The sequence below is a fragment of the Streptomyces sp. bgisy159 genome, from assembly GCF_965341775.1.
Lineage (GTDB): Bacteria > Actinomycetota > Actinomycetes > Streptomycetales > Streptomycetaceae > Streptomyces.
The window spans coordinates 83650-96665 of the sequence record NZ_CBDQZH010000029.1; the positions used below are offsets into that span (position 1 = coordinate 83650).

Annotated in this window: 12 protein-coding genes; 9 read left to right on the forward strand and 3 right to left on the reverse strand. The window is 76.3% G+C overall.

The window, feature by feature from the left end:
* Positions 1 to 127: 127 nt before the first annotated feature.
* Complete coding sequence (locus tag ACSLTV_RS25090) at positions 128 to 454, forward strand: hypothetical protein (RefSeq protein ID WP_435612941.1); 327 nt, start codon at positions 128 to 130, stop codon at positions 452 to 454.
* Between the two features lie 37 nt (positions 455 to 491).
* On the opposite strand, the gene ACSLTV_RS25095 is transcribed toward ACSLTV_RS25090, so the two are convergent.
* Entirely contained in the window at positions 492 to 1109 is a 618-nt protein-coding gene (locus ACSLTV_RS25095) for a hypothetical protein (RefSeq protein WP_435612942.1), read from the reverse strand.
* Positions 1110 to 1222: 113 nt separating this feature from the next.
* On the opposite strand from ACSLTV_RS25095, the gene ACSLTV_RS25100 reads away from it, so the two are divergent.
* From ACSLTV_RS25100 to ACSLTV_RS25120, 5 genes are all read left to right on the forward strand, one after another.
* Complete coding sequence (locus ACSLTV_RS25100) at positions 1223 to 1963, forward strand: DUF1775 domain-containing protein (RefSeq protein ID WP_435612943.1); 741 nt, start codon at positions 1223 to 1225, stop codon at positions 1961 to 1963.
* A 148-nt stretch (positions 1964 to 2111) separates the two neighbouring features.
* Complete coding sequence (locus ACSLTV_RS25105; protein WP_432136684.1) at positions 2112 to 3932, forward strand: copper resistance CopC/CopD family protein; 1821 nt, start codon at positions 2112 to 2114, stop codon at positions 3930 to 3932.
* A 116-nt stretch (positions 3933 to 4048) separates the two neighbouring features.
* Positions 4049 to 4843, forward strand: coding sequence for a hypothetical protein (locus tag ACSLTV_RS25110; RefSeq protein WP_432155307.1), 795 nt, complete (start codon positions 4049 to 4051; stop codon positions 4841 to 4843).
* 173 nt (positions 4844 to 5016) lie between these two features.
* The gene (locus tag ACSLTV_RS25115; protein WP_432136682.1) at positions 5017 to 5727 is read left to right on the forward strand and encodes a superoxide dismutase family protein; all 711 of its coding nucleotides are present in this window, start codon (positions 5017 to 5019) and stop codon (positions 5725 to 5727) included.
* The gene (locus tag ACSLTV_RS25120) at positions 5706 to 6296 is read left to right on the forward strand and encodes a copper resistance CopC family protein (RefSeq protein ID WP_432136681.1); all 591 of its coding nucleotides are present in this window, start codon (positions 5706 to 5708) and stop codon (positions 6294 to 6296) included. The genes ACSLTV_RS25115 and ACSLTV_RS25120 overlap by 22 nt, the downstream gene beginning before the upstream one ends.
* A gap of 211 nt (positions 6297 to 6507) precedes the next feature.
* Here ACSLTV_RS25120 and ACSLTV_RS25125 read toward each other — a convergent pair whose 3' ends face one another.
* The gene (locus tag ACSLTV_RS25125; protein ID WP_432136680.1) at positions 6508 to 6741 is read right to left on the reverse strand and encodes a hypothetical protein; all 234 of its coding nucleotides are present in this window, start codon (positions 6739 to 6741) and stop codon (positions 6508 to 6510) included.
* On the reverse strand, positions 6728 to 7087 hold the full coding sequence (locus ACSLTV_RS25130) for a DUF6400 family protein (RefSeq protein ID WP_435612944.1): 360 nt from the start codon (positions 7085 to 7087) through the stop codon (positions 6728 to 6730). The genes ACSLTV_RS25125 and ACSLTV_RS25130 overlap by 14 nt, the downstream gene beginning before the upstream one ends.
* A 158-nt stretch (positions 7088 to 7245) precedes the next feature.
* Here ACSLTV_RS25130 and ACSLTV_RS25135 point away from each other — a divergent pair, with 158 nt between their 5' ends.
* The 3 genes from ACSLTV_RS25135 to ACSLTV_RS25145 all read left to right on the forward strand — a co-directional run.
* A complete protein-coding gene (locus tag ACSLTV_RS25135) occupies positions 7246 to 7923 on the forward strand; it encodes a DUF429 domain-containing protein (protein ID WP_435612945.1) in 678 nt (225 codons plus the stop codon).
* A 1444-nt stretch (positions 7924 to 9367) separates the two neighbouring features.
* Positions 9368 to 11233 carry an MFS transporter gene (locus tag ACSLTV_RS25140; RefSeq protein ID WP_432155303.1) on the forward strand — a complete coding sequence of 622 codons (1866 nt, stop codon included), beginning with the start codon at positions 9368 to 9370 and terminating at the stop codon, positions 11231 to 11233.
* The coding region (locus ACSLTV_RS25145) for an alpha/beta fold hydrolase (RefSeq protein WP_435612946.1) at positions 11230 to 13016 on the forward strand (1787 nt) is incomplete at its 3' end. The genes ACSLTV_RS25140 and ACSLTV_RS25145, both read left to right, overlap by 4 nt.

Consider the following 13016-nt stretch of genomic DNA (forward strand, 5'->3'; position numbering starts at 1 on the left):
AGACCGGGACGCCGGGGACTGCCGGCAGGGCGGGGTGCGGGCGGGTGCGCCGGGGCCCTGCGGCCGGTGTCTTCCCCGAGCCGTGAACACTTCGGTCCCCTCCCGCGTATGTGACAGGGTGACCGCCGTGACGACCCGCGAGGCCTCCGCCCACGACGAACGCCCGACCGCCCCCGCGGCCCGGCGGGTCATCGCCGTCCCCCTCACCCCCTCCCGGTCGTCGGCCGTCGCCGGTGACGCCCGCGTTCCGCCGGCCGTGCCGGGGCGACCGCGAGACCCCCTGAGCGAGGCACGAGCCAGGCGGACGCAGGGGGTGGGTCCGCGGCTTGCGGTGGTGCCGCGTGGCCGTACCCCCTTCGCGGTCCGGACCGCGGGGCTCGGCCCCGCCGGGGGCGCCGGTGTCTCCACGCGGGCCCCGGTGCGGCCGGTCGAGGCGATCCGCCAGCTCGGCTGACGCGGGGGACGTTCAGGGAGGACGATGGGCAGCGGTGTCAGGTGATCACGTGAGGGCGTACGGCGGCCGGGGCGCGGGTGCGCGGACGGTGCGTGCCGGTGCGTGCGTGCGCGCGGGTGTGTTGTCCCTCTTCGGCAGCGTGCTTGCGGCTCTGGGCCACCACACGGTCGCCGACGAGGCGGTGCCGTGGCGGCTGGTCGCGGTCTTCGCCGCCGTTCAGTTCGTCGCCGCCCGGCCCTTCGCGCGCCGCCGCCCGTCCCTGCCGATGGTCATCGGGTGCACCTGCGCGGCCCAGGCCACGCTGCACCTCGCCCTGACCTGGGCGGCCGGCACCCCGCACCCCGGGGCCGGCCCCATGGGTCATGCCGGGCACGCCTCGACGGCGACGGGCGGCGGGCCCGCCTGGAACCATGTGGGCACGGCCATGGCGACGGCCCATATGGCCGCCGCCCTCGCGGTCGCCTGGCTGCTCCACCGCGCCGACGAGGCGGTCGTCCTCGCTCTCGCCGCCGCCCGGACCGTGCGGGCGATCGCCTCCGTCCTGGCCCGTGTGGTGCCGCGCCTGACCGGTGCCTGCCCGCTCAGGCCGCGGGGCGTGCCGCTCGCCGGCCGCTTCGAGCCCCCGGCCGCTCCACGGACCCGGACGCTCGCCCACGCGCTGGTGCGCAGAGGGCCCCCGGGACCGGGACACCCCCCGGTCACCTCCCTCACCGCCGGGCCGGGCCCCGCCCGGCCCGCCCGGCCGCCCCACCAGCAAGGAGTTCCTCCATGTCTTCGTTCACGCGCCCCCTCGGCCGTACCGCGGGCGGGGCCGGCACCGTCGGCGCCCTCGTCCTGGCGGCCGGACTGGCCCTCGCCGGACCGGCCGCCGCACACGTCGAGGTCGAGGCCGACACCCCGCAGGCCCTGGCCGAGAACGTCACCCTCACCTTCGTCTCCGAGGCCGAGTCCGCCGCCGGCGGCTTCACCCGGGTCCGCGTGGTCCTGCCCGAGGGCATCGCGCCCGGCGACGTCACGCTCGCCGAGGCGCCCGCGGGCTGGAAGTTCGAGGCCACCGCCGACGGTTACACGATCTCCGGTCCGAAGATCGCCACCGGCGTCGACGCCGAGCACAAGATCAAGGTCCGGCAGCTTCCGGACGCCGGGCAACTCGTGTTCAAGACCGTCGAGACCTACAGCGACGGCAAGATCTCCCGATGGATCGAACTGCCCACCGGCGGCGCGGAGCCCGAAGAACCCGCCCCCGTGCTGAAGTTGAAGGCCGCCGCCCCGGGTGCCACCGCGGCGGACCGCGCCCCCGCCACGGGCGGGACCGCCGCCCCGGCCACGACGGCCACCAAGTCCTCCTCGCCCGCCGCGGTACCCCGGGCGGCCGACCAGGCGGCGTCCGACGAGGACGACAGCGGTCCGAACGGACTGATCGTCGGCGGCGCGGCCGTGGCGCTGCTGGCCCTCGGCGGCGGCGCGTGGTGGCTGATGAGGCGCCGGACCACGTCGGGCACCGACTGACCACACCCTCGCCCCGCAGCGCGGGCGGGGCACCACAGGCGGCACACCCGGACGTCCGGGGCGGGCCGGCGGTGGGCGCTGTCGGACAGCGCGTACGCGACCTGGCGTACGCATCCGCGATCCAGGAGCTGGGACCGGGAGACATGACGTGGCACGACGACGGATAACCGAGAGCCGGCGGCAGGGCGGGGCACTGCTGGTGGTGGTCGCCGTCCTTGCCGTCGCCCTGCTCGGCGGCGCGGCGCCCGCCTCGGCGCACGCGGTACTGACCGGCAGCGACCCGCGCGCGGGCACCGTACTGGAGACCGCGCCGGACCAGGTGACCGTCTCCTTCAACGAGTCGGTCGCACTCGCCGAGGATTCCGTCCGCGTGCTCGACCCCGACAACCGGCCGGTGACCGCGGGCGACCCCGAACACGCCGACGGCAAGGCGGACACCGCCCGCGTTCCGCTGACCGGCGGCCTCAAGGAGGGGACGTACACCGTCTCCTGGCGGGTGCTGTCGGCGGACAGCCACGCCGTCTCCGGCGCCTTCACCTTTTCCGTCGGCGAACCGTCCCGGACCCGCGCCCAGGTCGCGGCCGCACCGGCCGTGGACCCCGTCGTCGACATCCTCTACGGCATCGGCCGCTACGTCGCCTACGCCGGTCTGGCCCTGCTGATCGGCACCGTCGTCTTCGTCGCGGCCTGCCGGCCCGGCGACTCGGCCGTACGGGCGGTGCGCCGCCCGTTCCTGGCCGGATGGTGGGCGCTGACCGGATCGACCGTCGCGCTGCTGCTGATCCGCGGACCGTACGTGAGCGGGGACGGGCCGCTCGGCGTGTTCGACCCGCGCCTGCTGAGCGGCACGGTGGACAGCCGCCCCTGCGTCGCGCTGCTGGTCCGCCTGGCCCTGCTCCTGCTGGTGGCCCTGCTGCTGAAGCGGGCCCGGCCCGAACGGTGGGCGGACCCCCGAACGGCCGCGGCGGGTGCCGTCCTCGCCGTCGGCCTCGCCCTCACCTGGGCGGCGGCCGAGCACGCCTCCGTCGGCATTCAGGTGCCCGTGGCGATGGCCTCCTCCGTGCTGCACCTGCTCGCCATGGGCGTGTGGCTGGGCGGGCTGGCCGCGCTGCTGACCGCGCTCCACCGGGCCCCCGCCGACGACCCGCTCCCGACCGCCGCCGTGGCCCGTTTCTCCCGGCTCGCCGTCGCCTCGGTGGCCGTGCTCGTGGCCACCGGCAGCTACCAGTCCTGGCGCGGCCTCGGCTCCTGGGAGGCCCTCACCTCCGGCTACGGCAGGACGCTCCTGATCAAGGTCGCGGCCGTGCTGCTGATGCTGCTGGCCGCCTCTTCCTCCCGCCGCTGGACCGAGCAGTTGCTGCGCGTGCGCGAGGAGGTCCCGGAACTGGTCACCGTGGGCGGCGGCGAGCGCCCCCAGGACCCGCCGCGCGACCCGGTACCGGGTCCCGCCGCGCCGGCCGAGCCGGGCGGTACGCCCGAGGCGCACCGGCGGGCCCTGCGCCGGTCCGTGCTGGCCGAGCTGGTGATCGCGGTGGTGGTGCTCGTGGCCACGACCGTGCTGACCGGCAGCCAGCCCGGCCGGGCCGCCGACGAGGCCGCCGCGAAGCCCGTCATTCCTGGGCAGCCCAGTGTGTCCCTGACACTGATCCCGTTCGACACGGGCACCCCCGGAGGCCGCGGCACGGTGCAGGTCACCCTGGAACCGGGCCTGGTGGGCAGGAACGTGGTGCAGGCCGTGCTCTACGACGCCGACGGCCCCCTCATGGTGGTCCCCGAACTGCGTCTCACCTTCACCCTCACCGACGAGCGTGTCGGCCCCCTGGACGCCGAACTCGCCGACCAGGGGGGCTACTGGGGCAGCGACAGCCTCGACCTCCCGCTCGCCGGGACCTGGACGATGCGCGCCACCGTCCGCGTCTCCGACATCGACCAGGTCACCGTGTCCAGGACCGTGGAGATCGGCTCCTGAGGCACCGTCGGCTCCGGCCCCGCGCGCGGCGCGGGATCCGACGATCCCGGCGTGAACACGCGCGGCCGATCATCCGTATGGAAACGGGAAGCACGTCGGCCCTGAGGAGTTGTCGAATGCCCTGGATGCGCCGCCGTGGCGCTGGAGTGCGCCGGGGCCGCCCTGCGGCAGCCGGTGCCGCGGGCGCCGACGACGTCCTGCGCCTCACGCGGGCAGCGGTGTTCGCGGCCGTGTGCGTGGTGGCCACGGCTCTGGGCCACGCCCTGATGTCAGGTGACGTCCTGCCCTGGTGGGCGGTGGCCGTCGCGGCGGCCGGAACGGCCTCGGGCGCCTGGTGGCTGGCCGCTCGGGAACGCGGTGCGACGACGGTCGTGGGGGCCACGGTCGTTGTCCAGGGGCTGCTGCACCTGCTGTTCAGCCTGGCCCCCGCGACGGCCGGAGCGCCGCGGACGGCAGGCGCTCACGGCATGCGCCACCACGTGACGCTCTCCCACGCCGGCATGATCGTGCACCACTCCGGGACATCCGCCGGTGCGACCGGGACGCGCTCGGACCTCCATGTGCTGTCCGCCGTCACGCACGGCGGCTCCGCCGGGATGCTGCTGGCGCACCTGGCGGCCGCCGTGGCCTGCGGGCTGTGGCTGTGGCGCGGCGAGGCCGCGGCCCACCGGATCGGCCGGGCCCTGGCAGCGGCCGTGTTCGCCCCGCTGCGCGCCATCTGCCGGATGCTCTCGCGTACGGCGGCGGCCGGTCGCGAGGCCCCGTCGCCTCTGGCGACGGCCGACGGTGCGGAGCACCGGCGCTCGATCCCCGCCGCGCTGGAGCACGCCGTGGTGCGCAGAGGGCCGCCGGGGGGCCGTTCGGCAGTCAGCCGCCCGTCTCCCGACCCGCTGCTCGCCCCGCGGCCCTGAAGCCGGCCCTGTTCCGGTGGCGGCCGTGGCCGGGGGACAGGCGCCGCAAGGCCGGTGCGCCCGTACGCGCCCCGGACCGTCCTTGGCCCGTCCCGGGCTGTGCCCCGCTCCGCCGCGCGACCGAACGCCGCTCGTCGGCGCGGCACGGCCCTCCGTCACCGATCAGGAGTTCCATGTCCACGTACCACCCCACATCGGGTCGTCCGCCGCTGCGTGACACGGCGTCAGCGGCGCGGCCGGTGCCGTCCGAACCCGGCCGCCCGGCCGGTGTGTCCGGTCGTCCGCGCGCTCGTCTCGCCGTCGCCTGCGCCACCGTGACCGCGACGGCCGCGCTGCTGTCCGGCTGCGGCGGCGACTCCGCCGAGAACACGTCGAAGGCGTCGAACAAGTCCGCGGAGGTGGCGGCCTCCGCGTCCCCCTCCCACGAGATGGACGGCATGGACGACATGGCCATGGGGGACCCGTCGGCCACCCCGGCCGACAAGATCCCCGGCGCCGACGTGGTGAAGGGAACGTTCCAGCTGCTCGACACCCGGCCGCCCGGCATGGACGACGTCACGGGTACGGCCTGGCTGGCCCAGGGGCCGCAGGGCACCACGGTGACGGTGTCCCTGAAGGGCCTGAAGCCGGGCGAGAAGTACATGTCCCACCTGCACTCCTCGCCGTGCTCGGCCGACAACGGCGGCGCCCACTTCCAGTTCGAGAAGGGCGGCGCGACCGCGCCGCCCAACGAGGTGCACCTGATGTTCACCGCCGACCAGGCGGGCCAGGCCATGACGACGGTGAACAACAGCCGCAAGACCGGCAAGGGCGCGGTCGCGATCGTCGTCCACCCCCAGAAGGCGATGGACAACCGGATAGCATGCGCGGACTTCGACCTCTGAGGGCGCCGGCCGCGCTGGTGGCGCTTCTGGGAGCGCTGCTGTTGCTCGGCGGCCCGTCCGCGTACGCCCACAGCGCGCTGAAGGACGCGACACCGGGGCCCGGCGCCAAGGCCGCCCCCGGGACCGACGCCGTCTCGCTGACCTTCGGCCCGCTGAAGTCCGGCACCACACCGAAGATCGGCCTGACCGGACCCGACGGCGCCGCCGTGGCCGTTGGGCGGCCCGTCACGGCCGGCGGCTCCGTCGTCTGCGCCGCGGTCACCCCGCTGGTCACGGGCGTCCACACCCTCACCTACACCGTGACCTCGGCCGACGGAGACACCAGCAGCAGCGCCTTCCAGTTCGAGGTCGCCGAGGGCGCCGAGCCCGCCGCCGTCCCGTCCGGCTGCCAGGGCCTGAGCCTGTCGGCTCCGGCGGGAGACGACGGGAGCGGCACGATCCTGGGGCTCGGCCGCACCACGGCGCTGATCGTCCTGGCGGTCGCCGCGGCGGCCGTGGGAGGCGGCGTCCTCACCGCACGCGCGATGCGCCGGGCGCCGTCGTCGAGGAGAAAGGGGGCCGCATTGTGACACCGGCGCCTCGCGCGCCCGGGGCGTGCTCACCCGGCACGGCCTGAACACGGGTCCGAGCGGGGCCCGACCCACCACACGAGCAGTAACGATCGAGAGGGGGCGCCTTCGAAGCGAACCGAACGGAGATGACGCGGCCCGCGGGCCCGGTCCGGCGAACCGCCGGTCCGGGCCCGCGTCCGGCGGCAGGCGCTCCGCCGGCCGCCGGCCCTCAGCGCCCGTCGTGGGCGCGGGTCGCGCCGAAGTGCGTCTCGTGCGACCAGACGTGGGTGCAGGAGGGGCACTGCAGGTGCAGCAGGCTCTTGGTGTTGGAGAGCAGGTACCGCCAGTGCCGGGTGCACGTGCTCCCCTGCTCGCACGTCGCGCACCCGCGGCGGTCGTCGCAGTTCGGGCAGGCCACCCACGCCCGGCGCCCGATGTCGGCCTGCGGATCAAGAGGCAGCACGGTGCCCCGTCCCCCCGCCGGGCAGCACACCGGCCGCGACCAGCTCGTCGTAGAGACGCTGCTGCTCCGGGCTGAGGCCGGAGTACAGCAGGGCGTAGGCCTCCTCCTCGCCGCGCAGCGCGCTCACGGGGTCCCAGTCGGGGCCGAGCGCGGCCATGACGTGCGTGCGCCGGAGCATCTCGTGCCCGGTCAGGTCGACCGCGAAGTCGACCGGCGCGGCACGATCGGGACGGGCGGGCGCGGCACGATCGGGACGGGCGGGCGCGGCGGCGCCCGGCGCGTCCGCACGATCCGGCCGCTCAGGGGGCTCGGGAAGCCGGGGGAAGGAGGAGGCATGGGGGGACATGCGGCCGAACGTAGGTAGGCTCGTCCGACCGCGGCAAGAGCACGTGGGAGAAGTCACAGACGCGGCCAGGCGTCCGCCGGGTCTGCGCGGCGGGATGCCGGGCCGCCACCACCGGGTGGCAGCGTGTGACGCGCGGGGCCCGAGGGCAGGGGGAGCGGATGGACGTACTGGGAGTGGACGCCTGCGGCCCGCAGGGCTGGGTCGGCATCGGGCTCACGGACGGCACGTACGCGGGCAGCCTGGTCGCTCCCCGGCTCGCGACCCTGGTCGAGCGGGCCGCCGAGGCGCGCGTCATCGCGGTGGACATGCCGCTCGGCCTCGTCGAGAACGGCTGGCGCGCCGCGGACCTCGCGGCGAAGGCCCTGCTGGGGGCGCGGCGCCACAGTGTCTTCCTTATCGCGCCGGCGCCGGCCTGGCAGGAGGCGGACTACGTGGCTGCCGCAGACCGGTGCCAGGAGCTCACCGGCCAGCGGCTCACCAAGCAGGCCTGGGCGCTCGCCCCGAAACTGCTCGAAGCCCAATCGTGCTGGTCGGCGGACGACCGGATCCACGAGGTGCACCCCGAGGTCTCCTTCCACGCCTTGGCGGGCGGAGCGCCGCTGACCTTCGCCAAGAAGACCTGGCGCGGTCAGCATGTGCGCCGGTCCCTGCTGGCCGGGGCCGGCATCGAGCTCCCGGACGCGCTCGGTGAGGCGGACCGCGTTCCCGTGGACGACGTGCTCGACGCCGCGGTGGCGGCCTGGTCGGCACGGCGGATCGCGCTGGGGGCGGCGGGCCGGCTCCCCGAGTCGCCCGAACTCGACGTGTCGGGCCGCGCCGTGGAGATCCGCTTCTGACGTCCGCCGGACCCCTCGGACGGTCTGCCCCCGCCGCGCGCCCGCCCGGGCCCGTCGGCGGGGCCTGGCGGGGCGTCCTGTCGGAGGGCCAGGCAGAGCTGGTGAGCCGCTCGACGTGCCGGACCACGACGGCGCCGGTCGCAGGGACCGTCGGCCGAGGGGGACCGCAGAATCCGGCTCTGGCCGCGGTTCCATGACGGCCCACGTCCTCCTGCCGAGTGCTGCTCCTTGAGCGGGACTGCGCCGGCCGGGAAGCGGAGCCGTCCTCAGCGGGCCATGTGCCCAGCTCTCGGAGCCTCGTGACTGGGTGAGAAGGCGGGCCCGGAGGAGTTCGAACGAGGCTCGGCCGACCCCTGTTCCCGTGGGGCGCGGCACCGGCAGTCCCGCGACCGGCCCCGCCGGCGGACCGCCGGGTCGGCCACCGGTGCCGGGGCGCCGGTCCGGTTCCGTGCTTCCGCTGTCGCCGACCCATCCGCCGGGCCGATCGCTACGGATCACCTGTGAGGGCTCGCACCGGCCCTCCGAGCGCCCGCCCGCGCGAGGGATACGGGAGGGCGGGCCGCTCCGGGGCCCCCGCCGACGATGCGCGGGGGCCCCGTCGGCCGTGCCGGCGGTCAGGCCCCGGCCGCCCGGGGCGCGCCCGCTGCTCCCGCGGGCCCCGTGCGAAGGTCGGAGGCCGTGCCCTCGGTGCCGTCGGCTCGCCGCTCAAGTGCGTGTGCTCGGGGTGCATCCGCGGGCGGGACGGCCGGGGAAGTGCCGGTCGCAGGCGGGCGCGGGCTCGCGCGCCGAACCCCGAGCCGGAGCGCGAGCCCGCCCCTCCCGCTCTGCCGCGCCGGCCTGAGTCCGGGTTCGCCGGGCGCACGTTGTCAGCCATTGTTGAGCAGGTGCCGGACTCGCCGCTCAGAGGGCCGGGGCGGTGGTCCGGGGCGGGGACGGCCCCCGGGGCGAGAGGGCCGGGACAGCGGGACGCACCGCCCACGCGGGACGCGTGTTCTTCCGCCCCGCAACACCTGCGCCCCCTCGTCGCACACCACGGTGAACAGCCGCTCAACCACGCGGCGCGGGCGGTCCGTGCCCTGCGAGAGGCCGACGGGAGGGGGCCACGGCATCCGGCCGGCGCCTTCATGGTGCGCTGTCGCGAAGGGGCGGCACGGTCCGCGGCAGCATGCTCCCGTCTCACCGGAGGTCACCGTGGGGCCCGGGGGCGGGATGTCCGTACAGTCCACTGTCGGCCATCTTTCGTCCGCTGGAGGTGTTCGGGAGGACTTCGGGGCCCTTGTTCCTGCGGCGCGAGGAGGGCTAGGCTCCGGGCGACCTTCGCACTTCGCACACATTTCTGACACATGGTCGTCCCTGCGCGTGACCTTCGCACGGGCGCCGGTGACCTTTTGGCATGCCCCTGCCGGGTGCGTCCGGTGGTGGGCCGACGGGGGGATACAGGGGAGTGGGGGAGACCGACGTACCCGGCATGACCCGGCGCTCCGCGGGGAAGTCACCCGCGCGCCGGTCACCCGGGCGGGGCGGGGACAGCCGCCGCGACACGGCCGTTCTCTGGTGCGTCAACGCCGTCGACGGACTCGGCAGCCAGGCTTCCGGGCTGGTCTTCCCGTTGCTCCTGCTGAACCTCGGCCACGGGCCGGGCGTCGCCGGGGCATTCGCCGGGGCCGCCGGGGTGGCCGGGCTGCTGCTGGGTCCGCTGGTGGCCGTGCCGGCCGATCACGGCCGTCGGCGGGCACTGATGACCGGTTCGGCGCTGCTGGCCTCGCTGGCGATGGCGGGACTGGCCGTCTCCTGCCTGGCACGTCCGCCCCTGTGGGTCCTGCTGGTCGCGGCCTTGGTCGAGCGCCTGTCCGCGACGGTGTTCGAGGCGGCGGCGCGCGGAGCGCTGTCCCGGCTGGCCGAGCCGGCCGACATGCCGCGGGCCGTGGCCGGCTTCCAGGCGGGCGATCAGGCGGCGCTGGTCGGCGGCCCGGTGCTGGGCGGCGTCCTGTTCGCCGTGAACCGCAGTCTTCCGTTCGTCTTCGACGCCGTCACCTACGGCCTGGCGGCACTGGGAACGCGAGCCATTCGCGGTCGCCTCGACGGCCCCGTCCCCTCCCCGTCGTCAACCGGCGCCGAGGGCCGGCAACCGGCAGGCGGCGCGACGGGGGGAGAGGCAACGGGTGGCCTGCGAGCCGGCCTGGTCGTGGTGTCGCGTTCGCCCGTGCTGCGCCTGGTGCTGCTGTGGTCGACCGTGGCGAGCGGGGCACTCGCGCTGCTCTTCTACACCGCCGTCTTCGTCCTGGGCGAGGGCTCGGGCAGTGCCGTGACCGGCGCGGTGCTCGCGGCCTGCGGGGCGGCGGGGCTGGCGGGTTCCCTCGTGGCCGCGCGGGTGGTGCGGCGACTGGGCGCGCGGCGGTCGCTGACGACGGCGACGTGGTTGCTCCTGCCGCCGTGCGCCCTGCTGTCGCTGGCCGGTGACCCGTGGCTGTGGGCCCTCGGGTTCGGCGCGCTGTCCGCCGTGCTGCCGGTCGTCACCGTCGTCCTGGGCGCGGCGGCCGTGCTCGCCACTCCGCAGGACGTGCAGTCCCGGGCCGGGGCGGTCCTGGGCACCGGCGGCGCGGTGGCCGCCGCCGTCGCGCCGGCCTTCGCGGCCGCGCTGGTGACCTGGTACGGCGACCACGCGCCGGCCGTGTGCTGCGGTGTCGTCCTGGCCGTCCTGGCGGCGTACACGCAGCGCGTCGCCCCAGTGGTGATCCGCCCGATCGCCGTGACCGACGACGGGCCGGCCTCCGGGCCCGGCGGGCCCTCCGGTCGGACCCGCGAGCCGTCCGGCAGGACCGGAGAACGATCCGCCTGCGGTACGGAGCCGTTGACAGGGGCCGGCGAGCTGCCCCCTGACGCCGGCAGGCGGCGTGGTCGGCCCGACGCCCTCCCGGACGAGGCCCACGAAGCTCACGTGATTGACGAGGCCGACGGGGCTGACCGTGCACGCCGGGCAGTGGGGGCCCGTGAAGCCCACGATCTTGACGAGGCCGACGGGGCTGACCGTGCACGCCGGGCAGTGGGGGCCCGTGAAGCCCACGATCTTCACGAGGCCGACCGGGCTGACCGTGCCCGCCGGGCCGAGGCCCCTGAACCTCACGGTCTTCACGAGGCTGACGGGGCCGGTCAGCCCTCCGCCGCGACCGGTCGGCCTTCCGCCCCGGCCGACCGCCCGCCCACCGTGCCGGACGCCCCACCCGCTCTCCCCGACGCCCCACCCGCCCCGCCCCGTGACACGGAGAGCGTCCAGCCCGCGATGCGGCCGTCCCGGGGAGCGCGCCCATGAGGAATGCGTACCAGGTGTTCGTCGCCGCCCTGCCCGATGTGTGCCCCTCCGACCGCCGGCGCATGGTGTTCACCGCGGACGCCGACGGCCGCTGCCAGGTCTTCACCTGGGACGCCGCCACCCGCCGCGTCCGACAGGTCACCGACGGCCCGGGTGGCACCGTGCACCGGGGGATCGACGCCGACGGCTACGTGTGGTGGTTCGACGAGGGCCCGTCCGCGGGGGGCCGCTGGTGGTTCCGGCACTTCGACGGCGGCCCCCGGCTGCCGGGACAGCCCGGGGCGCCGGCCGGCCCGTCCCGCGGGCTGGCCGTCACGGCGGACGGGACGGTCGCCGCGGCGGTCGACGACGGGCGGGGGACGAGCGTGCTCATCGGCGGGCGGGGCCGGGCCCCCGACCAGGTGCTGCGCAGGCCCGGACCCTGCCGTCTCGGCGGCATCAGCGCGGACGGTTCCCTGATAGCCCTGGCCTCGGCGGCCGACACCGAGGCGGCCGTGTCGGTGCTGGACCGCCGGGGCGCGACCGTCGCCGAGCTGCCCGGCCCCGGGAAGGCCGGTGCCGCGCTGTGGTGCCAGGGCTTCTCCACCTCCGCAGGGCGGCGGGAACTGCTGCTGGTGCGGGAGGACGAAGACGAGTACACCCTGGCCACCTGGACGCCGGAAGGGGGCCTGCGCGCCCACCGCTGGTGCGCCTTCGACACGGAGATCAACGCCCGCTGGTATCCCGGCCGCGACGAGGTGCTGGTGCGTCAGGACCGGCACGGACGGTCGCTGCTGCACCGCGTCGACCTCGGTGCGCGGCGCCGGACGCCGCTCGCCACTCCCGCGGGCAGCCTGCTGGACGCGGCACCGGCACCCTCGGGCGCGGTGGACTACCTGTGGACCGACACGGCCCACCCGCCGGTGCTGGCCGCCACGGACGGCGTCGCCCTTCCGCCGGCCGGGCCGCCGGTCGTCGTGCCGGGCCGGCACACCGACCTGTGGACACCCACGGCCGAGGGGGCCGTCCACAGTCTGCTCAGCCTGCCCGAGCCCGTCGGCACCGTTCCGCCGCCCGCGGTCTTCCTGGTGCACGGTGGTCCGGCCGACCACGACCGCGACGCCTACGACGGCACCGTTCACTCGCTGGTGGCCTCCGGCTACGCGGTCGTCCGCGTCAACTACCGGGGTTCCACCGGCTACGGGCCGCGCTGGCGCCGGACGTTCCCGGCGGGGGTCGGACACACCCAGGTGGCGGACCTGGCCGCCGTCCGCTCCGATCTCGTCGCCCGGGGACTGGTCGCCGGTGAGGCGACCGCGCTGTGGGGGGTGTCGTGGGGCGGCTATCTCGTGCTGCTCGCCCTCGGGTGCCGTCCCGGGCTCTGGCAGGCCGGCATCGCCGTCAAACCGGTCGCCGACTGGGCGGCAGCGCACCGCGCCACCACACCGGCGCTGCGCGCCCTCGACGTGCGGCTGTTCGGCGGCACCCCCGAAGAGGTGCCCGAGCGCTACGCGCGCAGCTCGCCGGTCACCTACGCCTCCTCGGTGGCGGACCCCCTGCTCGTCGTGGGCGCGACCCGCGACACCAAGTGCCCGCCCGGCCAGATCCGCGCCTACCTGGCCGAGCTGACCGCCGCCGGCGTCCCGCACGAGGCGATGTGGCTCGACACCGGCCACGACGGCTACGACGGCGCGGCGCACGTCGCCGTCCTGCGCCGCTGCCTGGGTTTCCTGCACGCGCGACTGCCCCGCCCGGCGCCCGGCGCCGTCCCTGGACGTCCCGGGGGCTCGGCCGCGGGGGCCGA